Raw genomic sequence first — 22697 nt, forward strand, 5'->3', positions numbered from 1 at the left:
TCTCCTCTTGTTTCTTCTTGATATGATGCTTTTATTATAACAAAATGAAGCGTGCACGTTGATGAGCCAGCATGCTACTCATTTCGCTGCGCCCTAAATGTCTCTTTTTCTTCTTCAGTAAATGGGACAGATGTGCCTGTATCTTTACTAATTTGCACCATGGTGACTGAGCCTGTAAAGCATGGTTCCTGCTGTTCATTTTCTCCTAAATAATGAAGAATGAGTGAGCTTGAGCCGACCTTCTCAGGCTTAACATACACTCGAAGCCTCTCTCCAATCTCTACCTGCTTGATGTAATCACATTGCAGGTTAGCGACGACTGTCATGGTTTCTCGCACACGTTTCATCCGTTTATCAACAATTCCTGTTTTTTGAAAAAAGGCAATGCGCGCCTCTTCAAAATACACAAAAGGGGTAACATTGTTCATGTGGCCAAACATATCCGTTTCTGAAAACCGAACGGTCGTTTCGACATAAAATCGAAAGGATGCCCTCCACTCTTCAAACGGTTCTTCAATATATGATGGCAATCTCACTTGATCATCTCCTCATTTGGAAACAAAACGCCTCTCCCGTATTGGAAGAGGCGTTTGTTTCAATATTGCATCCAGCCTCTTAAACACTCATCATGATTGGCAAAGAGGACTGAATGTGATGTTATTCTGCGTGATCGCTTCCGAAGAAGTTTCGGAATGCTTGTAAAGTTGTATCTCGGTTAAGTGCAGCAATTGACGTTGTCAGCGGGATTCCTTTCGGACAAGACTGCACACAGTTTTGGGAGTTCCCGCAGTTCGCAAGACCACCGTCCCCCATAATTTCTTCTAGACGGTCAGACTTATTCATCGCACCTGTCGGATGTGCGTTAAATAGACGAACTTGCGAAAGCGGTGCAGGTCCCATAAAGGAAGACTTATCATTCACGTTTGGACAAGCTTCAAGGCAGACACCACATGTCATACATTTAGAAAGCTCGTATGCCCATTGACGTTTTTTCTCAGGCATTCTTGGTCCAGGACCAAGATCATACGTACCATCAATCGGTACCCATGCCTTCACCTTTTTCAAGGAATTGAACATCCGGCTTCTATCAACCTGCAAATCTCTCACAACCGGGAATGTCTTCATCGGCTGAAGACGAATCGGCTGGTCTAACTTGTCAATCAAGGCTGTACATGATTGGCGCGGTTTTCCATTAATGACCATAGAACAAGCTCCGCACACCTCTTCAAGACAGTTCATATCCCAGTTGATCGCCGTTGTTTTTTTCCCTTGTTTATTGACTGGGTTCCGTCTAATTTCCATGAGTGCGGAAATGACGTTCATATTTGGGCGGTAAGGGATTTCGAATTCTTCATCATAAGGCTTTCCATCTGCTGTATCTTGACGTGTGATTATGAATTGAATCGTGTTTTTTTCACTCATCTTATTTCTCCACCTTTTTCTTCGAGTAATCTCGTTTACGAGGTGCAATTAACGATACATCGACGTCCTCATAGTGGAATGCAGGCTTTTGATTTTTTCCTTTGAACGTAGCCATCGTTGTTTTTAGGAACTCTTCATCGTTTCTCTCTGGGAAGTCCGGTTTGTAGTGTGCGCCTCGGCTTTCATTTCGGTTGTAAGCCCCGATCGTAATGACTCTTGCCAGCTGAAGCATGTTGTCAAGCTGACGTGTGAAGGCAGCGCCTTGGTTGCTCCATGAAGCTGTATCATTAATGTTGATCTGCTTGTAGCGCTCCATTAGTTCTTCGATCTTCTGATCTGTTTTTAAGAGTTTGTCATTGTAACGAACAACTGTGACGTTATCCGTCATCCATTCTCCAAGCTCTTTATGAAGCACGTACGCATTTTCTGTTCCATCCATGCCGAGGATGTTGTCCCATTTCTCCTGCTCTTTCTTCACAGCGCTGTCAAATGTTGCAGAAGATAGGTCTTCCGCAGACTTTTCAAGGCCGCTAATGTACTTCACTGCATTTGGTCCAGCGACCATTCCGCCGTAAATGGCTGAAAGAAGTGAGTTTGCACCAAGTCTGTTTCCGCCGTGCATAGAGTAATCACATTCACCGGCAGCGAATAGACCTTTGATATTTGTCATTTGATCATAATCAACCCATAATCCGCCCATTGAGTAATGAACCGCAGGGAAAATTTTCATTGGAAGTTTACGAGGGTCATCACCCATGAATTTTTCATAGATTTCAATGATGCCGCCAAGTTTAATATCAAGTTCTTTTGGATCTTTATGAGAAAGATCGAGATATACCATGTTCTCTCCGTTGATGCCAAGCTTTTGCTCGACACATACGTCAAAGATCTCACGTGTTGCAATATCACGCGGTACAAGGTTTCCGTATGCTGGATATTTTTCTTCTAGGAAGTACCAAGGCTTCCCGTCTTTATATGTCCAAACACGTCCGCCTTCACCACGAGCCGATTCACTCATGAGACGAAGCTTGTCATCTCCAGGGATCGCTGTTGGGTGAATTTGAATGAATTCTCCATTTGCGTAATGAGCCCCTTGCTGATAGACGATAGATGCAGCAGAGCCAGTGTTAATCATGGAGTTTGTTGATTTTCCGAACACGATTCCAGGACCGCCTGTTGCCATGATCACTGCATCTGAACGGAAGGATTCAATTTCCATTGTTGTTAAGTTCTGCGCGACAATGCCTCGGCATACTTCCTCGTCATCTAACACAGCGCCAAGGAATTCCCAACCTTCATATTTCGTGACAAGTCCTGCTACTTCATAGCGGCGAACCTGCTCATCAAGTGCATATAATAGCTGCTGACCTGTTGTAGCTCCAGCAAATGCTGTACGGTGGTGCTGTGTTCCCCCGAAACGGCGGAAGTCCAGTAATCCCTCTGGTGTTCTGTTAAACATCACACCCATCCGATCAAGTAAGTGGATAATGGACGGCGCTGCTTCACACATTGCCTTAACTGGCGGCTGGTTGGCTAAGAAGTCTCCGCCATACACCGTATCATCAAAATGTTCATAAGGTGAATCCCCTTCACCTTTTGTATTCACCGCTCCGTTGATTCCGCCCTGTGCACATACAGAATGTGAACGTTTTACAGGTACGATTGAAAATAGTTTAACAGCGGTTCCCGCTTCTGCTGCTTTAATAGTTGCCATAAGACCAGCTAAGCCGCCTCCGACAACGATGATGCTAGAATTACTCATTGTAGCCCCTCTCCCTCTTCTACTAATCTATTTCCTCTTAAACAAAAGCGAAAATTGCTCTTAGCCCTACATATGAAAGCGCTATAAATATACCTAATGTCACATATGTGGAGATTCTTTGTGAGCGTGGTGAAACAGTAATTCCCCAGCTGACAGCAAATGACCACAAGCCATTAGCAAAGTGGAAAATAGTAGATAAAACGCCGACAATATAGAAGCCTAGCATAAATGGAGAGCTTAAAATATTCGCCATCATGTCATAGTTCACTTCAGCTCCAAGCTGCGCTTGAATTCGTGTTTCCCATACATGCCAAGTGACAAAAATTAATGTGATGATACCTGAAACCCTTTGCAGTCTGAACAACCAGTTTCTTAAGTAACTGAAGCGAGACGTGTTGTTTTGTGCCGTAAAGGCTATGTACACCCCATAAACAGCATGATAGATCAGTGGTAAGAAAATCACGAACAGCTCAAGTGCATATCTGAATGGAAGCTGTTCCATAAAGTGTGCAGCTTTGTTAAACGCCTCTGGTCCATTCGTCGCAAAGTGGTTAATCACTAAGTGCTGAATTAAAAATAGACCGACCGGAATGACGCCAAGCAAAGAATGCAATCTCCGATAAAAAAATTCTTTGTTCCCCGACATTACTTTACCCCCTAGTAAAAAGTGCAATTGCTGAAAATTGTCTTACCCCCGCTTCTTTCAATTGTAAGCACTTTATTCAAATTTATTGACAATTTCATTTTACTCCTATGTCAAAAAAGCGTCAAGAAACCGCGTACATAAATTAAAATTTTCCGAAATTTAAAAGTTTTAAATCAAAATTCGTTTTACTACAATAAGAATTTCTTAGACTTCAGGGAAAACTCTGTCATCATATGCTCACATAAGCTATAATAAATTGTTGAAAGAGGGGAGCCGTACAATGAATAAATTCGAATCTAACTTAGAACAGCTAAAAGAAATTGAAGTCAATGGATTTGCCTACGAGCTGATACGCGAAGTTCTGCTGCCTGATATTTTGGGTCAGGATCATTCATCTATGATGTATTTTGCGGGTAAGCTGCTTGCTCGTAAATTCCCTCAAGAGTCATGGGAGAAAATCCCCGAATTTTTCCATGATGCCGGATGGGGAACTCTCACGATGGTCCATTCGAAAAAACAGGAAATTGAGTTTGAGCTCGAAGGACCACTTGTATCAAATCGACTTACCTATCAAAAGGAGCCATGCTTTCAGATGGAAGCAGGTTTTATTGCTGAACAAATCCAGCTTCTGAACGAGCACGTGGCTGAATCTTATGAACAAGTGAAAAAGCGTGCTGATAAAGTCATTTTAACCGTTAAATGGGATTTAAGAGACCCTAGCTAACACTCTTTATGAAAGGCGCGGACTTTAGGTCACGCCTTTTTTGTTTGCCTTCTTCTATCATAGCATACTTAGTGAATGGGTTTACGTACGTTTTCCTTTCTAGTATGGGGGTTTCGGATATAAAAAAGAGGTGCACTCTTTTAAGAGATACACCTCCCTGCCTGTTTAAGAATGGGCAGCTACCTTTGATAAATCAAACGCATCGTGCAACGCTTCAACTGCTTTGACCATATCGTCACGGCCAACCACTGTTGAGACTTTGATTTCAGACGTACTGACCATTTTCACTTGTATGTCTTTTTCCGCTAACACAGCGAACATTTCAGCGGCTACGCCTGGATTTGAAACCATACCAGATCCAACGATAGATACTTTGGCTAATTTGCTTTCTGTCTCGATCTGTTCGTAGCCAAGTGCTCCTTTATATTCTTCTAACACTTCAACTGTTTTAGACAAATCATCCGTTTTCACAGAGAAAGAGATCGACGTCTGATTGGTGCTTGTGACGGACTGAATGATGATATCCACATTGATATTTTGCTTCGCAAGTGTCGTAAAGATGGTCGACAATGTGGTGAGACCGCTTGAAAGACCGCACACCGTCACGCGTGTAATCTGATCCTCAAATGCAATGCCTCTGACGACTAAATTTTGTTCCATGGATGATTCCTCCTCAATTAACGTACCCGATTCATTTTCAATACTAGAACGGACTTCTAGTGGGACTTGATAATTTTTCGCAAATTCGACAGCTCTCGGATGCAAGACACCAGCTCCTAAATTAGCCAGTTCGAGCATCTCATCGTATGAAATACCTGCAAGCTTCCGCGCGGCCGGTACATAGCGCGGATCTGTCGTAAATACTCCTGGTACATCTGTGTAAATATCACATTTATCCGCTTTTAGTGCGGCAGCAAGTGCTACAGCCGTCGTATCTGATCCACCGCGTCCAAGTGTTGTAATATGCAGGTCATCTGCAATTCCTTGGAAGCCTGCTACAACCACTACTTTTCCTGCACTTAATTCCTCTTTTATTCTTGATTCATCAATATCGACGATTCTTGCGTTACCGTGTACCTGCTCTGTTTTCATACCAGCCTGCCAGCCTGTAAAGGAAATCGCATCATAGCCTTTTGCTTGCAGCGCCATCGTTAATAAGGAAATGGTCACTTGCTCTCCAGTTGCGAGCAGCATATCCATTTCTCTTTTTCTCGGATGATCTGTGAGTTCTTTCGCTAGGTCTACTAGAACATCCGTTGATTTCCCCATTGCCGACACAACCACAACCACATCATGTCCGGCCTCGCGTTCAGCGATGACCCTTTCTGCAGCATTGCGAATTTTTTCTGTCGATCCAACAGACGTTCCGCCAAATTTTTGTACAATTAGTCCCATGTCTACCACCCTTTTTCAAAAGATCACGTGTGAGAGAAGAGGCAAGAAGCGGCTTTGGAGACTGCCTGCTCACTGCAAATAAAAAAGCAATGAGAGAACAGATCTCCCATTGCTTTATAATCATCATCAAACGATGCAAACAATGAGATAGCCCTCCAAGAAATACATTCTTGACAGCCCTACATTTCTTCAATGTACAGCCAGCGAATAAAATGAGTGGATTTTATTCACTTCGGCGACGCTCCCCTTTCAGCCCTCTTCCTAGATCCCATCGATCTCTGAAGGCTTACTCTTGAAGTTCGCACCTCTATCTTCAACAAACAACACGTTCATTTATTAAATTTAGTCACAATCTTAACAGACTTTTGGAAAAAGTACAATCTATTTTTTTAAAGCTTCCATTAAAAGCTCGGCCGTTTGTTTCGGGATACCAGCCTCCTGAAAGTCTTGGATAGAGGCTTCTTTCATCTTTTTCACAGAGCCAAAATGTTTAAGAAGCTGTTTTTTACGCTTTTCTCCGATACCTGGCACATCGTCTAAAATAGATTGAAATGCATTTTTTCCGCGCAGCTGCCGGTGAAAGCTAATCGCGAACCGGTGCACTTCATCTTGAATACGCTGCAATAAATAGAAGGCCTGGCTATTTCGCTCTAGTGCAACAATTTCCAGTGTATCGCCCATCATCAGATTCGACGTCCGGTGCTTTTCATCTTTGACTAGACCTGCTACTGGAACAGACAGATTCAATTCATTTTCAAGCACATCTATCGCTGCATTGATCTGTCCCTTTCCTCCGTCAATTAAAATCAAATCTGGTAGCGGGAGCTCATCCTTTAACACGCGGGTATATCGCCTTCTAATGACTTCACGCATCGATGCATAATCATCTGGACCTGTGACGGTTTTAATTTTGTATTTTCGGTATTCCTTTTTATACGGCTTCCCGTCCTGAAAGACGACCATGGCAGAAACCGGGTCTGCACCTTGAATATTCGAGTTATCAAATGCCTCAATCCGGTAAGGCATATAAATATTTAGTGCATCTCCAAGCTGCTTCACTGCACCAATGGACCGCTCTTCATCACGCTCAATGAGCGAAAATTTTTCTTTTAAGGCGATTTTGGCATTTTGATGGGCAAGTAAAAGCAAATCCTTTTTCTTTCCTTTTTTCGGCTGATGAACGTTCGTCTCAAGCAACTGTTCAATCATCTCTTGATCTACGCTATCTGGCACCAAAATTTCCTTCGGCAGAAAGTGGTTGTTCTTTGCATAAAATTGTCCCATAAATGTGAGAAACTCTTCCTCAGGGTCTTGATACATAGGAAACAGGCTGACATCACGTTCAATCAATTTCCCTTGCCTGATAAAGAAGACCTGGACACACATCCAGCCCTTGTCATAGGCATATGCAAAAACATCTCGATCTGATAAATCGCTCATCGTCATTTTCTGCTTCTCCATCGTAGAGTCGATATACGCGATTTGGTCTCTGAGTTCTTTTGCCCGTTCGAACTCTAATTGTTCGGCGGCTTCATTCATCTTTTCGGTGAGTTCTTTTTTGATTTGCTGATGTCCTCCGTTTAGAAACCTTATGATTTCGTCCACGAGCTGCTTATTCGTTTCTTCAGAAATGTCATACACACATGGCGCGAGACATTGTCCAAGATGATAATATAAACAGACGCGATCAGGGAGGGTGGCACATTTTCTGAGAGGATATAAACGGTCGAGCAGTTTTTTCGTTTCACGTGCTGCCTGTACGTTCGGGTATGGTCCGAAATATTTCCCTTTGTCCTTTTTCACATGACGGGTGACGATCAGCTTAGGATGCCGTTCATTCGTAATTTTAATAAAAGGATACGTTTTGTCATCCTTGAGCATGACATTGTATTTTGGGTCGTATTTTTTGATTAAATTTAGCTCTAAAATGAGTGCCTCGATATTAGAAGAGGTGACAATGTATTCAAAGTCCTCAATTTCACTGACAAGCCGCTGCGTTTTGGCGTCATGAGATCCAGTGAAATAAGAGCGTACTCTATTTTTTAAGACCTTTGCCTTCCCCACATAAATGACTGTATTTTGTCGATCTTTCATTAAATAGCAGCCTGGTTGATCTGGCAAGACCGATAGCTTTTCTTTGATCATTTTGTTCATATTTTCATCCGTCCTTGTTTTCCTCTTTCACTCCTTCTAGTGTATCACGAACATTTGTTTTATACCATATTGAAAGAAAAGCGGCTCTCGTCTTTACGAGAACCGCTTTAGTGAGTATGCCGATTGGGCATAGACAGGTTTATAGATGTTTGTTAACAAGCTCAGCAAGTGCTTCTTTTGGTTTGAAACCAACAGAAGTTTCTACCACTTCACCGTCTTTTAAAACAAGAAGTGTTGGGATACTCATCACGCCGTATTTACCAGCAGTTTCTTGGTTATCGTCTACATCAATTTTTACAATTTTCATTTTATCGCCCATTTCTTGATCAAGTTCTTCAAGAACTGGAGCAATCATTTTACAAGGTCCGCACCATGGTGCCCAAAAGTCCGCAATAACAACACCTTCTGCAGTTTCTTGTGAAAATGTTGCGTCAGTAGCTTTTACGATTGCCATTATTCATTCCTCCAATGTAAATTATGATTTTTAGTATAGCATCTACCAATGTGACTTGCGAATGAAATGCTTACGAATCTTTTTTTATGAAATGAATTAAAAAACAAACCGTACAATCGCACCAATGACAACAATTGCACCGATAATCATGAGAATCGTTCTAAGCATATAAATAACTCCCTTTCCGCTTCGTTTACAATGTATGATGCCCCAACATCCTGCTCATCAAACATCTAAATATGCGATCAAGCGAGATCAATCGTAATCATCACCACAGACATTGGCGGCAGACCTATGGTCAACTCACCGGGTTTTACAGCAAATTGCTGAAACTCTGCTGGCTGGACAGCATGAGGGTCATCAAATGTGTTGTGCGCATTCATGCGGTTTGCTGTCAGCACGCGGCCCGTGACTTTCGTTTCTGCATCCACACCTTCAATGGCAAGGGATACTTCGTTTTGTTCATGCGGATTCAGGTGACAGAAGCTAATATGCATCTTATCTGACGAACGCGAAGCTGACACGCTAACCTGAGGTATTTTTTCTCCTCTGCGTTCATAAGGCGTTGACACGAATTCCACTTCAAGTGCTTCTTCCTCTTGATGCACTTGAAACATGTGAAACACATGATACGTAGGTGTCAGAAGCATCTTTTCGTCTTCCGTTAACACCATTGCTTGCAGAACATTGACCGTCTGGGCAATATTCGCCATATGAATCCGCTGGCAATGACGATGAAAGATATGAAAATGAAGGGCACAAACAAGTGCGTCCCTTAGTGTGTTTTGCTGATACAAAAATCCTGGATTCGTCCCTGGTTCTGGGTCATACCATGTTCCCCATTCATCAATAATCATCCCAATTCGCTTGTCTGGATCATAACGATCCATGATCTCTCCATGATCCACGACAAGCCGTTCCATCTCATAGGCTTTTTTCAACGTGATAAACCATTCATCTTCATCAAATTCAGTCGCTGACCCTTTCTTCTCCCACGTACCAGGTACAGTGTAGTAATGCAAACTGAGTCCATCCATCCAAGGTGCGGCGCGCTCCATTAATACTTTTGTCCAATTCACATCATTTGAATTGGCTCCGCACGCAATTTTGTATATGGATTGACCTGCAAACTCTCTCACATACGTTTGATATCGTTTATATAAATCGGCATAGTATTCAGGCGTCATATTCCCGCCACAGCCCCAGCTTTCGTTTCCTACACCAACATAGGTCAAATCCCAAGGTTCTTGTTTTCCATTTTGAATGCGCCAATCAGACATAGGTGTTCCCTTTGGAAAGGTGATGTACTCGACCCAGTCTGCTAATTCTTGAACAGTCCCACTTCCCACATTTCCGCAAATATAAGGCTCACATTCAAGCAGCTCACACAATTTCATAAACTCATGTGTACCAAATTCATTGGATTCAACCGTACCACCCCAATGAGTGTTCACCATCGGCTTTCGTTCGCTGAGATCTCCCACACCATTTGCCCAATGATACTCGTCTGCAAAGCAGCCGCCCGGCCACCTAAGCACCGGAATATGTAATGCTTGAAGGGCTTTTAGCACATCCGTACGAATCCCCTCAATATGATCGATCTCTGAATCTTTTCCGACCCAAATCCCATCATAAATCCCTCTTCCTAAATGCTCTTGAAAATGTCCATAGATGTGTTTAGAAATACGTCCGATCACGTCATTCACTTTTACTGTTCCCTTCACTTATCAACCGCTCCTTTGTGTATTGATTACATACAAAAAAACCCAGAATACCTAGGCATTCTGAGTGTATGAGCGTTACGAGTGGATATTCATCTTTTTTAACTCTTCATTCAAAAGCGGTACCACTTCAAACAAGTCACCGACGATTCCGTAATCGGCAATTTTGAAGATCTCAGCTTCTGGGTCTTTGTTAATCGCCACAATGACTTTACTGTTAGACATCCCGGCTAAATGCTGAATCGCTCCTGATATCCCGCACGCAATATAGAGATCAGGTGTGACGACCTTGCCTGTTTGCCCAATTTGCAGGGCATAATCACAGTAGTCTGCGTCACAGGCACCACGCGAGGCACCGACTGCTGCGCCCAGCGTCTCAGCGAGTTCATTCAGCGGTTCAAACCCTTCCTTACTCTTGACCCCGCGTCCCCCGGCGACGATAACTTTTGCTTCAGATAAATCTACACCTTCTGACGTTTTTTTAATGACTTCCTTCACGATCGTTCGCAGGTTCTGAATATCGACAGAAACCGGTGTAATGTCACCGTTTCGTGAGGCATCCCGCTCAAGAGGTGCCACGTTGTTCGGGCGTATGGTGGCCAAAAGCAGACGATCTGTTGAAATCACTTTTTCGAAGGCTTTTCCAGAGTAAATCGGTCTTGTGAAAACAAGATGTTCTCCGGTAACGCTTACATCAATCGCATCTGAAATTAAACCAGTCTGCAAGCGTGCAGCTATTTTCGGCGACAAGTCTTTTCCGATAGACGTATGGCCAAAGAGGACGGCATCTGGGTCAACCTGATCTAATATGGCTTGAAGTGCCTGCGCAAAACCATCTGACGTATAGTATGAAAGGTGCGGATGCTCCACAATCATGACATGATCCGCTCCATAGTATAGCAGTTCATTCGCTTGGTCTTTGACGTCATCCCCTATTAACACGCCAATGACTTCACCGCCATCTGCCACTTGATGAGCGGCAGCAATCGCTTCAAATGTCACATTTCTTAATTTACCGTCACGACTTTCTCCAAGTACAACAACTTTTTTACTCATCTTTCAAGTTCCCCCTTGTTCTCGTGATATCGTAAAGTGGATGTTTAGATGACCTTTGCTTCATTTCTTAATAAATCCGTCAGTTCTTTGACTTGATCCTGAAGCTCACCGCTCAGCACCTTGCCACCCTCTTTTTTCTCCGGTAAGAAACGTTCAATTGTTTTGATTTTATATGGCACATCGTCTTCATCCAGATCTAAATCATCCAGTTCCAATTCTTCTAAAGGCTTTTTCTTTGCCTTCATAATGCCTGGTAATGATGGATAGCGAGGCTCGTTGAGACCTTGCTGCGCAGTGACGACAAGCGGGAGCTCAGCAGAAATGACTTCCACATCACCTTCTGCATCTCGTTCAATCGAAGCAGAGCCGCCGTCAATTTGAATACTTGTAATCGTTGTGACATATGAAAACCCAAGTAATTCAGCAAGACGCGGGGCAACCTGTCCAGAGCCACCGTCAATTGCCACATTCCCTGCTAAAATCAAGGAAGCCTCTTTGTCTTTTAAATAATGGTAAAGAATCGTAGAAGCTGAATATTGATCCCACTCTTCTAAGTCGTCTTCCACATTTAATAAAACGGCTTGATCGCAGCCCATAGCAAGCGCTGTTCTCAGCTGCTTTTCCGCATCCTCACTGCCAACTGTCACAACGGTCACTTCTCCCCCGTGCTCGTCGCGAAGCTGGATGGCTTCTTCTATGGCGTACTCGTCATAAGGATTAATAATGAACTCTGCTCCATCTTCTTGAATTGCACCAGACTGAATGGAAATCTTCTCTTCCGTGTCAAACGTACGCTTCATCAAAACAAATATATTCATCCATTTCTCCCCCTTGTTTCGTTTGAATCCTTTATTCCCCTTTAAAATTCGGCTTGCGCTTTTCGATAAAGGCTTGTATGCCTTCTTTGGCATCATTCGATTGGAAAATCTCACCGAACTTTTTGGCTTCTAGCTTCATTCCGCCATCATATGAATACAATTTTGTTGCGTTCAATAAATCCAGCACATACTCGAGTGATTTTGGACTTTTCGTTGCAAATTTTGACGCAAGTGTTTTGGCTGCTTCGAGCGCCTCTTCCTCTGTTTCTGCCAACTTTGAAACAAGTCCGCAGGCAAATGCTTCTTCACCTGTAATCGGTTCAGCTGTACCCATCATTTCCAGCGCTTTAGCAGAACCAACATAGCGCGGCAGGCGCTGCGTACCGCCGAATCCTGGAATGATGCCTAGGTTTAGTTCCGGCAGTCCAAGCTTCGCATCTTTTGTGGCGATTCGGATATCACAAGACATGGCAAGCTCAAGGCCCCCGCCTAATGCCGCTCCGTGAATTGAAGCAATGACCGGTTTTGGACATTGTTCAATCCGTTCAAAGACCTGTTGCCCTCTGTCTGCAAGGCTTGAATAGTCAGATTCTTCCTGTAACGTCGTAAATTCCTTAATATCAGCACCTGCTGAGAAAAATCTTCCTTCCCCGTGGATCACAATGGCTCTTACTTCTTCATTTTGTTCGAGCTGGTCAAACATGTCATTAAGCTCGGTGAGTAGCTGAGAAGATAAGGCGTTTGCTGGTGGATGCTGAATCGTGATAAGTGCTGTCTGTCCTTCATGATGTAAGGTGAGTATCTTTTCCATGTCAATCATCCTTTTTCAAAATGTCTTTAAGATTGATGTATTCCGTTTAAGAGTAGATCACGTACGTTTTCTGCGAGTGCAGGAAGATCATATTTTTGATCATTCATGACCCATGTTGTAGCGGTTTCATCAATCGTCCCAAATACCATTTGTCTCGCTAAGCGGACATCTAGATTTTGTCTGAATTCTCCTGTTTTCTTTCCTTCTGCTAATATCGACTCGAGCATATTTAAATACCCTTTCAGCACCTCATTGATTTTTTGCCGCAGCTCAAGGTTTGACTGCCTGAGTTCAAGCTGTGTCACAAGAGCCAAATGATGATTTTGCGCAAGCATACGAAAATGCTCCTCAATAAGCAGTAGAAGCTTTTCTTTCGCCGACGGTTTCTTTTGAATATCTGTTTCCATTCGTTCGATGAATTGTCCCATTTTTTCTTTGAACAATGAGATCAAAATATCCTCTTTATTTTTGAAATAAAGATAAATGGTTCCATCTGCTACCCCTGCTTGTTTCGCAATTTTTGAAACTTGTGATTGGTGATAGCCGTTCTCTGCAATCACCACAACTGCTGCATCAATAATTTGCATGTACTTCGGTCTTTTCTGCTTCAATGTGCTTCGTCCCTTTCTGGATTGAATGAGTATTCATTCATAACTTTATGTTAAAAAGAAACGGGCGATTTGTCAAGTGATCTTCTTCTTTCTTTTCCACCTTTAGCATACCAGAGGAGGCGGTCAACATTCAAATCATCCGGCCGGTGGACCGGATGATGAAGCCGTTATGTTTTCGGTTGATCGGCAGGCGTTTCAGATGAAGAAGCGTGCTTTCTTTTTTCTTCTTCAATTAATACTCTGCGCAAAATCTTCCCGACGGCTGTTTTAGGCAGTGACTCTTTAAATTCATACACGCGCGGTACTTTAAATGAGGCAATTCTCGTCCTGACAAAGCGATCAAGTTCGTCCTCTGTTAAGTAGGCATCCTTTTTCGGTACAATAAATGCTTTCACTGTTTCTCCTCTGTACGGATCTGGAATACCTGCGACGACGACTTCTTGTACAAGCTCATGCTCATAAAGGGCTTCTTCGACTTCTCTTGGGTAAATATTATAGCCGCTCGCAATGATGACATCTTTTTTCCGGTCGACAATATAGAAAAAACCGTCCTCATCCATATACCCTATATCTCCGGTGAAAAACCAGCCATCTCGTAATACAGCCTCTGTCTCCTCTGGCTGATTCCAGTATCCTTTCATGATCTGGGGCCCTTTGACAATGATTTCTCCATGCTCATATGGTTCTTTGAAGCCTCCGGTTTCCTCGCAATAAATACCGGCATCTGTATTAGGCCACGGACAGCCAATGCTGCCTGTTTTGTTCGCTCCCCATAAAAAGTTAGAATGAGTGACGGGTGAGGTTTCTGAAAGTCCGTACCCCTCCACTAAGCGTCCTCCTGTTAATTTTTCAAAGCTTTGTTTGACTTCAACAGGAAGTGCCGCTGAGCCGCTTAGACATGCAGTGATGGACGATAGATCATACTTTTCAATGTTCGGATGATGCAGCAAGGCGATATACATGGTTGGTGCACCTGGAAAGAGCGTCGGCTTCTGTTTTTCAATCGTTTTGAGGGTATCAGCTGCGTCAAATCGCGGAAGTAGAATCATTGAATGCCCTTCTTTGACAGCAAGATTTAAGACGGTCGTCATTCCGTAGACATGAAAAAACGGAATGATGCCGAGGATGCGTTCTTTCCCCCTGGTCGTTTTATACATCCAGGAAGCGCACATTTCAGTATTCGCTAAAATATTTTCATGTGTGAGCATGACGCCTTTTGGTAACCCGGTCGTTCCGCCAGTATATTGCAAAACAGCGATATCCTCTTTCGGATCAAAGGCAAGTGCGGGTATCTGCTGTTCACCTTCCGATTCTTTCATAATCTGCGCGAAGTGATGAATGGTGTCATTTTTCTCCACTTGTATGATCATTTTATTTTTTCTTCTTTGCACAATAGGAAACAGTATGTTTTTTGGGAATGGTAAATAATCTTGTAGTTTGGTGACGATTAAGTGCTCCACACTTGTCAGCGCTTTCATTTTATAAGCCTTTGGATACAACAAATCTAGCGTGATCAGCACTTTGGCGCCGCTGTCTTCCATTTGATATTCCAGTTCCTTCTCCGTATAAAGCGGGTTTGTTTGAACAACGATGCCGCCTGCTATTAAAACAGCATAATAAGAAATGACCGATTGAGGACAGTTCGGCAGCATGATCGCTACTCTGTCACCTTTTTTCACGCCAATTTTCAGCAGATGACTGGCTAGTTTCAATACGTCTTCTTTTAGTTGTTCATAGGTGATGTTCTTTCCTAGAAAATGAATGGCTGTATGCTCAGGTGCAGCCTCTGCGGAGCTGAATAAGTAAGATTGTAATGTTTCATTTGGGATGGTGAGTTCGTGGGGAATTTGATTCGGGTAATGCAGAAGCCAACGTTTATCTGACTGCATAAAAACCCTCCTTCCTGAACTTTCGTACTATTATATTATAGCAAACTTTTCCTTAGGGCAGTTTGCTTTTTTCTAATAGGGCTTGGTTCAATTGCACATGTTTACTTGTTCGCCGGTGTTTCGATAGAAGCTCTTTTTCCTTCATGATGCCACTGTTCATATAAACCGCCAATTGTACGAAATGACTCGTTGACTCTATCCACGATCTGTTGATGGATACTTGGATCATTCGGTAAATGCGTCTGGATGTTGTCGACTTGATACTTCCTCATCATGTCGATGTAAACCGTGAGAAAAATGGTGTCTTCTAAAATCCAGTAAATGACTTCATCCGCCACTTTTGTTCTTTTATGCAGCATTTGAATTCCTCGTTCATATTGTATGAGGATATAACCACTCGAATCGATTTGAATATAGGGACTCAAATCATCAAAAAATCCTGACGTTTGAAATGGACGTGCAATATACGGTTTGTATATGTCTCTTGGAAGGGATGTCATTTGAAGACAAGTATCAATGCGCTTGATCAGTTCGTCTTTTTGCAGAATGTGCTTCATGTCATTCGCCGCCTTTGATGAGATAAAAGCTGCCAAGGGATTCCCTGACAGCTTTCTAACGCCTGTTTTTTTCATTTCACAAGAACAGATAAACGGCACCAATGACCGCAAAAGTGCAGGCAACTACGATTAATACTTTTGCTAGCTTTTCCATGTCGTCTCCTTAAATGCCGGCTGCTACTACGTAAGACAGCCCAACTGAAATGATGAGTGAAATAAACCCGACCGCTCTATTATCATTTTCAATCTCTTTGTCTACTTTAAAACGTGGTGTTAAAAATTCAAAAATGAAATAGCTGACAAGCAGCATCACAAAGCCGTATACGCCCCATCCAATCATTTGAAGAAGGGAATTGTGCTGAGCGATTGAATGCTGAAATACATTCGCAATCCCAAAGATTTTCCCGCCTGTTGCCATGGCAACGGCTAAGTTCCCCCGCTGAATCTCTTCCCAATTCTTATAGGAGGTGACGAGTTCAAAAATGGTTAGAAATAAGACGAGACACAGGACGGCCACGCTATAATAGGCGGCAATTTCCACAAGTTCATTTTCCCAAAAGGCTTTCATGCGTTTTCTCCTTTTTACTTTAATTCGACGATGGTGACGCCTGATCCTCCCTCACCTTGTTCGCCAAAACGGGCATTTTTCACACTTCGATGCTGTTTCAATAATTCCTGAACCCCTTTTCTAAGGGCGCCAGTTCCTTTACCGTGAATAATAGACACACGCGGATAACCAGCTAATACAGCATCATCTAAATATTTTTCGACTCTGCTTAAGGCATTTTCATAACGCTCGCCTCTTAAATCGAGTTCCAGCGAGACATGATAATCTTTCCCTTTGACTGCCGTGATGGCTTTTTCTTGCTTAAATTCAGGTGCTGATTTGATAAATTCCATGTCTTTTTCTTTTACCTTCATTTTCAGAATGCCCATTTGGACACTCCATTCTTTGTCGCCTGTTTGTTCAAGCAACGTTCCTTTTTGCCCGAAGGTAAGCACTTTGACTTCGTCGCCTGACTTCAGCTGTCTTACTGCTTTTTTCGCTGGCTCTGGCTTCTTTTTCCTGTCAAACTCAGGAACAGCTTCTTCAAGACGCTTTCGCGCATCGATGAGTTCATGCTCTTTGAATGAGCGGTGCTCACTTTTTATCGACCGGAGCTCTTGAATGATATCTTCTGCTTCTTTTGATGCTTGTTCAATTTTCTCTTTCGCTTTCTGTTCAGCTTCTTCAAGCAGTTTATCCTTTTGCTCATTCCATTCAAGAATTTGTCTTTGCAATTCTTTATGAAGCTTTTCTGCTTCTTTTCTATAGACTTCTGTCTCATGCAGTTCTTCTTCTGCTTGTTTCTTGCTATCTTCTAATGAAGCGATCATTTGGTCTACTTCATTATGCTCTGCATGCATATCTGCTTTTGCCCGGTCTATAAGGTGATCTGGCAAACCAAGACGCTTTGAAATTTCAAATGCGTTACTTCGTCCAGGCACACCGATGAGCAGGCGGTACGTTGGAGATAAGGTTTCAATATCAAACTCCACGCTTGCATTTGTGACGCCTTCCCGGTTATACCCATATGCCTTCAGCTCGGGGTAATGAGTCGTTGCGATGACACGTGCATTCGTTTGATGCACTTCATCTAATATGCTCATCGCAAGTGCCGCACCTTCAGCTGGGTCTGTTCCTGCCCCTAATTCATCAAATAAGACGAGAGAATTAGAAGTCAAATGCTTTAAGATATCGACAATATTGACCATATGAGATGAGAACGTACTCAAGCTTTGTTCAATGGATTGTTCGTCTCCAATATCAGCAAAGACTTGGTCGAACACAGCCACTTCAGAGCCTTCTTCAACTGGAATATGGAGGCCCGCCTGTGTCATCAGCGTCAGAAGACCTAGCGTTTTTAAAGTAACGGTCTTTCCCCCTGTATTTGGTCCAGTGATCACGATCGTTGAAAAATCTTTACCGAGCTCAATATCATTTGCGACAACTTGATCCCGGGGCAATAGAGGATGTCTTGCTCGTTTTAAATAGATTTCTCCTTGATCATTCACAGCAGGTTTTGTGGCTTTTTCTGTCTTTGCATATTTAGCTTTAGCAAAAATAAAATCTAGCGTCTGCAGTTCCTTTACATTGTGAAGCAGTTCCCCAATGTGCTCTGAAACGCTCTCTGTCAGCATTTGCAGAATCTTTTCAACCTCTTGCTTCTCTTTTAAACGGGTTTGCTGCAAGGTGTTATTTACATCCACGACCACTTGCGGCTCAATAAAAAGGGTCGCCCCTGATGAAGATTGGTCATGAACAATTCCGCCGTAATTCGAGCGGTACTCTTGTTTCACAGGAATAACAAACCGGTCATTACGAATGGTGACAATTGTGTCTGACAGCATTTTCGAAGCCGATTGTGAACGAATCATCGATTCTAATTTATCGCGGACCTTTGATTCTAGTGAGCGTAATTGAATACGCAATGAACGAAGTGCAGGAGTTGCATGATCAAGCACTTCTCCATTATCACCAATACAGCTTTCGATTTCTTTTCTGATTTCAGGCAGTAATATCAGTGTCTCAGCATATGTATGAAGGCGCGGTATATCTACTCCATCTTCATACATGGACGTGAGAAAGTGCTTCATATTTTTCACCGCATATAATAGTCCTGCGATTTCCATCAGCTCAGAAGGACTTAATGTACTGCCGATTTCTGCCCGTTTCACTGCGCGTCTAATATCCGTAAGCCCGCCAAATGGCGCTGATCCCTTTAAGCGGATCACATCTTGTGCTTCTGCTACCTCTTCCAGCAAATGCTGAATGGTTTCTATATCTGTCAGAGGTGTTAAATCCTGCGCTCTTTCTTTTCCTAATGTGGATGCGGTATAGGACATCACTTTTTCTTTTACTTTATGAAATTCTAATGATGCTAACACTTTTTGTTGCAGCATGGTCCAGCCTCCTAACGACTACCTGTCACGCGTTAAAAACTTTTTGATCTCGTTTAGAGTAAAAGTATTCACGACATTTACTTTTGGTGTCCAGCCCTTTCTTGCAGCTGTTACACCGACTTCCATATGTTCCAGCATGGCGATGTTGTGCGCATCTGTATTGATCATGATGTGCACACCCGCTTCATTTGCTTTCATTAAATGCTCTGTTTTCAAATCAAGTCTTGACGGATTACTGTTGAGCTCAAGTGCAGTGCCCGTTTTCTTCGCAAGCTCTATGAGTTGGTCTATATTTAAGGCATAGCCATCCCGTCTGCCGATCAAACGGCCTGTTGGATGTGCAATTAAATCGACATGCTGATTACGCAAGGCATTTTCAAGGCGTTCCATAATGACTTCTTCCGGCTGAGAGAAGCTAGAATGGATAGACGCAATGACAAAATCCATGTTTTTTAAAAAGTCATCATCATAATCTAACGATCCATCCGGCAGGATATCCATTTCGACCCCTTTGAAAATGTGAAAATGCTCGAATTCCTGATTAATCTTATCAATTTCTTTTGCTTGCAGACGCAAACGTTCTTTTGTTAAACCGTTTGCTACTTTTAAATATTGCGAGTGGTCTGTAATCGCCATGTATTCATAGCCTTTGGCAATACATGCTTCCGCCATTTCACGAATAGAGAATGCTCCGTCACTCCATGTCGAGTGCATATGAAGGTCGCCTTTAATATCTTTCAGTTCTACAAACTGCATACTTTCTTTATACGTATCAATCTCCGCTCCGGTTTCACGAATTTCTGGCGGAATGAGCGGAAGTTGAAAATGTGCATAAAAAGCGCTTTCGTCTTCAAACGTTTTTACTTCTCCAGTTTCAATTGTTTCCACACCATATTCGCTAATGCGCTCTCCGCGTTCCTTCGCAAGCTGACGCATTCGAATATTGTGATCTTTTGAGCCAGTGAAATGGTGCAGTGTAGTTGCGAATTGGTCTACTGTCACAAGCCGGAAGTCGACACTGATCTCAAAATCAAGGGCAAGCACAACAGATACCTTCGTATCACCGCTTGCGATAACATCTTTGACATCATCAAGTGCAACGAGCTGCTCTCTAACTTGCTCAGGATTGTCTGTTGCAATGATATAATCTAAATCTTTGACGGTTTCGCGTGCACGTCTTAAACTGCCGGCTCTTGAAAAACGGATGATACCTTTCATCTCTTCAAGGGCATAATCAATCCGCTCTGCCACATCTAATGCAAAGCCAATTGGCAGTCGTTCCGGCTGCTTTCCTGCTTCCTCAAGCGCTGCGAGAATCTTTTCTTCTGTTTTTTTGCCGAAGCCAGCAAGCGCTTGTACCTTTTCCGCTTCGCATGCTTCTTTTAGAGATTGTGCATCATGGACGCCAAGCTCTTGGTAAAGCTTAGCGATCTTCTTCCCGCCGAGTCCTGGTAATTTCAAAAGCGGGACAAGTCCTTCGGGCACTTCCGTTTTTAATTGTTCGAGTGTTTCTGATTGTCCTTTTTCGATATACTCAGTGATCACAGCAAAGGTTCCTTTTCCAATGCCAGGTAATGCTAATAGATCATCTATTTGAGAAAGGCTGCGGTCATCTTGCTCCAGTGCCGCTGCTGCTTTACGAAAGGCAGAAATCTTAAAAGGATTATCTCCTTTTAGCTCCATATATATTGCAATTGTTTCAAGAAGTTTGATAATATCTTTTTTATTCATCTCTCATCCTCCAGCCGCTTTGGCATCTTCCTTTATAAATATACAAACTTTTCCTTCATCCTACAACTTTCTGTCATGGAATGAGAAAAAACTTCTCCAAGAAAGGAGAAGTTTTTAAACTCCATACGTCGTCCATAAGTCTTTGACAAGACCGGACAGATAAGGGGTGTTGCTTACGATCGCATCTGCTAATATGGATTTACTCAACATTGTTTGCAGTGCATCGACTGGAAGTAATGCAGCGACAAACAAGAGAATAAATACAAATAGATAGGTTTCAAGAAATCCTAAAACACCGCCAAGCAGTTTGTTGACCTGCTTAATCACAGGTATACTTGCAATGGTTGTGAGCAATCCGCCAATGATGGCGAGCAGGATTTTGGTCAAGATAAACAGAATGATAAACGCAATGGTATTATAGTAAGCTGTTTCTAGATTCCCACTAAAGAAAGCGAGCTGCGCTTGACCGCCGCTAAAATTAGGTGCTGGAATCCACGTAAGCTGTGGTGCAAGTGACTGATAAAACATGGAAGCCACTAAGATAGAAACAACAAAGCTGATCAATTTAATAAATTGAAGAATAAACCCGCGTTTTAGACCGACAAGCGTTCCCATAAGAAGCAAAAACAAAATGATGATATCGATCACGGTAATTTCATTCCTTTTCTTTAAGCTGAATCTCTAGTTTTTCGTATTGCTCTTTTAATTTCATGTAGTCGTGGACGACATTGACTGCTGTCAGTACAGCTAATTTGTTTATATCAAGGTATGGGTTTTTTTCATTTATTTCTCTCATTTTATCATCAACAATTGAAGCAACGTGTCGCATATGCATCTTCGTTTCTTGACCGATGATCGTATAGGACTGTCCGTAAATCTCAACTGTTGTTTTCGTTTTACCGCCGTCAGACAACGTTTCTCCTCCATTCCACGAGAATCCTAGTCTCTATCATAACATGTTTAGACATTGAATGGAAAGACGAGCCCTTCCCTGTTATGGTACACTTTAGAAATCAATGATATCAAGGTAAAAAGGAGTTATCCACTGTGCCCCAATCCGTCTTAAAAGCAACATCAGAAGACCTTAAAAAAATGAAGAGCGCGTATGCGCACCACTTAACTGATACGTTACCACCAGGCGCCCTTTTTCAAGCAAAGGTCTCTGGCTGTACAATTACAGCCTATCGATCTGGAAAAGTGCTGTTTCAAGGACAAAAGGCTGAAGCTGAAGCTAGTCAATTCAGCCATTTAAAAGCAGCTGATACGAAAAGCCCAAAAGCACCGGCTGTCACAAAATATAGTCCGCCGTCAGGGATTGCTTCTATGTCCGTCATCGGTTCAGATGAAGTAGGAACAGGTGATTATTTTGGACCGATGACGGTCTGTGCCGCTTATGTTGATGCCAGCCAGCTTGCTCTTATGAAAGAGCTTGGCGTAAAAGACTCAAAAGGTCTAAAAGACCCGCAGATTATCAATATTGCCAAAGATCTCATCAAAACCATTCCGTTCAGCCTTCTTGTGCTCCGAAATGAAAAGTACAATGCGATGCAGGAAAAGGGCATGAGCCAAGGGAAAATGAAGGCGCTTCTTCATAACCAAGTCATCACCTCTGTGCTAGAGAAATTAGACGGGAAGCAGCCTGAAGCTATTTTGATTGACCAATTTGCAGAACCAGGTATTTATTTCAAGCATCTTGCTGGGAAAAAAATCATTCGGGAGCGGACGTACTTTAGCACAAAAGCAGAAGGCATTCATTTGTCAGTTGCTGCTGCTTCCATTATTGCAAGATACGCTTTTTTAATTGAAATGGATAAGTTATCTAAAGCAGCAGGGTTTGACATTCCAAAAGGAGCCGGTCCTCATGTGGACAAGGCGGCTGCAAAGCTCATCAAGCTGCACGGCGAAGAGGCTTTACGTCAATTTACAAAACTGCATTTTGCCAACACACAAAAAGCGAAAAAATGGCTATAAAAAAGAGCTAGGCCCATATGGCCTTAGCTCTT

At 42.8% G+C, this 22697-nt stretch carries 21 protein-coding genes and 1 riboswitch; of the genes, 2 read left to right on the top strand and 19 right to left on the bottom strand.

Going from position 1 to position 22697, the window contains the following annotated elements:
* Positions 1–74: 74 nt before the first annotated feature.
* The 4 genes from MHH54_RS12880 to MHH54_RS12895 form a co-directional block, all read right to left on the bottom strand.
* On the bottom strand, positions 75–536 hold the full coding sequence (locus MHH54_RS12880; protein WP_111911240.1) for a thioesterase family protein: 462 nt from the start codon (positions 534–536) through the stop codon (positions 75–77).
* Between the two features lie 121 nt (positions 537–657).
* Positions 658–1422: a succinate dehydrogenase iron-sulfur subunit gene (gene sdhB / locus MHH54_RS12885; RefSeq protein WP_003216443.1), complete on the bottom strand. Its 765-nt coding sequence runs from the start codon at positions 1420–1422 to the stop codon at positions 658–660.
* A 1-nt stretch (position 1423) separates the two neighbouring features.
* On the bottom strand, positions 1424–3184 hold the full coding sequence (gene sdhA / locus MHH54_RS12890) for a succinate dehydrogenase flavoprotein subunit (RefSeq protein WP_003216403.1): 1761 nt from the start codon (positions 3182–3184) through the stop codon (positions 1424–1426).
* Positions 3185–3221: 37 nt separating this feature from the next.
* A complete protein-coding gene (locus MHH54_RS12895) occupies positions 3222–3830 on the bottom strand; it encodes a succinate dehydrogenase cytochrome b558 subunit (RefSeq protein ID WP_003216544.1) in 609 nt (202 codons plus the stop codon).
* 280 nt (positions 3831–4110) lie between these two features.
* On the opposite strand from MHH54_RS12895, the gene MHH54_RS12900 reads away from it, so the two are divergent.
* Complete coding sequence (locus tag MHH54_RS12900) at positions 4111–4554, top strand: YslB family protein (RefSeq protein ID WP_003216293.1); 444 nt, start codon at positions 4111–4113, stop codon at positions 4552–4554.
* Positions 4555–4719: 165 nt separating this feature from the next.
* Here MHH54_RS12900 and MHH54_RS12905 read toward each other — a convergent pair whose 3' ends face one another.
* From MHH54_RS12905 to zapA, 15 genes are all read right to left on the bottom strand, one after another.
* Complete coding sequence (locus tag MHH54_RS12905) at positions 4720–5949, bottom strand: aspartate kinase (protein ID WP_003216445.1); 1230 nt, start codon at positions 5947–5949, stop codon at positions 4720–4722.
* Positions 5950–6089: 140 nt separating this feature from the next.
* Positions 6090–6267: riboswitch (Lysine riboswitch) on the bottom strand.
* A gap of 63 nt (positions 6268–6330) precedes the next feature.
* Complete coding sequence (gene uvrC, locus MHH54_RS12910) at positions 6331–8103, bottom strand: excinuclease ABC subunit UvrC (RefSeq protein ID WP_106029053.1); 1773 nt, start codon at positions 8101–8103, stop codon at positions 6331–6333.
* Positions 8104–8242: 139 nt separating this feature from the next.
* Positions 8243–8557, bottom strand: a complete 315-nt coding sequence (trxA, locus tag MHH54_RS12915) for a thioredoxin (protein WP_003216330.1) — start codon at positions 8555–8557, stop codon at positions 8243–8245.
* Between the two features lie 245 nt (positions 8558–8802).
* Entirely contained in the window at positions 8803–10281 is a 1479-nt protein-coding gene (locus MHH54_RS12920; RefSeq protein ID WP_342500312.1) for an alpha-N-arabinofuranosidase, read from the bottom strand.
* 75 nt (positions 10282–10356) lie between these two features.
* A complete protein-coding gene (locus MHH54_RS12925) occupies positions 10357–11334 on the bottom strand; it encodes an electron transfer flavoprotein subunit alpha/FixB family protein (RefSeq protein ID WP_106032630.1) in 978 nt (325 codons plus the stop codon).
* A gap of 44 nt (positions 11335–11378) precedes the next feature.
* Entirely contained in the window at positions 11379–12152 is a 774-nt protein-coding gene (locus MHH54_RS12930; protein ID WP_012010823.1) for an electron transfer flavoprotein subunit beta/FixA family protein, read from the bottom strand.
* Positions 12153–12183: 31 nt separating this feature from the next.
* Positions 12184–12963 (bottom strand): enoyl-CoA hydratase, encoded by a 780-nt coding sequence (locus tag MHH54_RS12935; protein ID WP_003216795.1) that lies wholly within the window; start codon positions 12961–12963, stop codon positions 12184–12186.
* A gap of 26 nt (positions 12964–12989) precedes the next feature.
* Positions 12990–13574: a TetR/AcrR family transcriptional regulator gene (locus MHH54_RS12940; protein WP_003216590.1), complete on the bottom strand. Its 585-nt coding sequence runs from the start codon at positions 13572–13574 to the stop codon at positions 12990–12992.
* 167 nt (positions 13575–13741) lie between these two features.
* Positions 13742–15463 (bottom strand): AMP-binding protein, encoded by a 1722-nt coding sequence (locus MHH54_RS12945; RefSeq protein WP_342500313.1) that lies wholly within the window; start codon positions 15461–15463, stop codon positions 13742–13744.
* A gap of 101 nt (positions 15464–15564) precedes the next feature.
* Positions 15565–16020 (bottom strand): immunity 63 family protein, encoded by a 456-nt coding sequence (locus MHH54_RS12950; RefSeq protein WP_044139947.1) that lies wholly within the window; start codon positions 16018–16020, stop codon positions 15565–15567.
* Between the two features lie 163 nt (positions 16021–16183).
* Positions 16184–16588, bottom strand: coding sequence for a DUF350 domain-containing protein (locus MHH54_RS12955; protein WP_008345990.1), 405 nt, complete (start codon positions 16586–16588; stop codon positions 16184–16186).
* 14 nt (positions 16589–16602) lie between these two features.
* Positions 16603–18960, bottom strand: a complete 2358-nt coding sequence (locus MHH54_RS12960) for an endonuclease MutS2 (protein ID WP_342500917.1) — start codon at positions 18958–18960, stop codon at positions 16603–16605.
* Between the two features lie 21 nt (positions 18961–18981).
* Positions 18982–20694, bottom strand: a complete 1713-nt coding sequence (gene polX, locus MHH54_RS12965) for a DNA polymerase/3'-5' exonuclease PolX (protein ID WP_342500314.1) — start codon at positions 20692–20694, stop codon at positions 18982–18984.
* Positions 20695–20808: 114 nt separating this feature from the next.
* Positions 20809–21342 carry a CvpA family protein gene (locus tag MHH54_RS12970; RefSeq protein ID WP_003216761.1) on the bottom strand — a complete coding sequence of 178 codons (534 nt, stop codon included), beginning with the start codon at positions 21340–21342 and terminating at the stop codon, positions 20809–20811.
* 7 nt (positions 21343–21349) lie between these two features.
* A complete protein-coding gene (gene zapA, locus MHH54_RS12975) occupies positions 21350–21607 on the bottom strand; it encodes a cell division protein ZapA (protein WP_003216811.1) in 258 nt (85 codons plus the stop codon).
* Positions 21608–21741: 134 nt separating this feature from the next.
* Here zapA and rnhC point away from each other — a divergent pair, with 134 nt between their 5' ends.
* Entirely contained in the window at positions 21742–22665 is a 924-nt protein-coding gene (gene rnhC, locus MHH54_RS12980; RefSeq protein WP_003216625.1) for a ribonuclease HIII, read from the top strand.
* Positions 22666–22697 lie beyond the last annotated feature (32 nt).

The sequence above is a fragment of the Bacillus sp. FSL K6-4563 genome, assembly GCF_038630405.1.
Lineage (GTDB): Bacteria > Bacillota > Bacilli > Bacillales > Bacillaceae > Bacillus > Bacillus pumilus.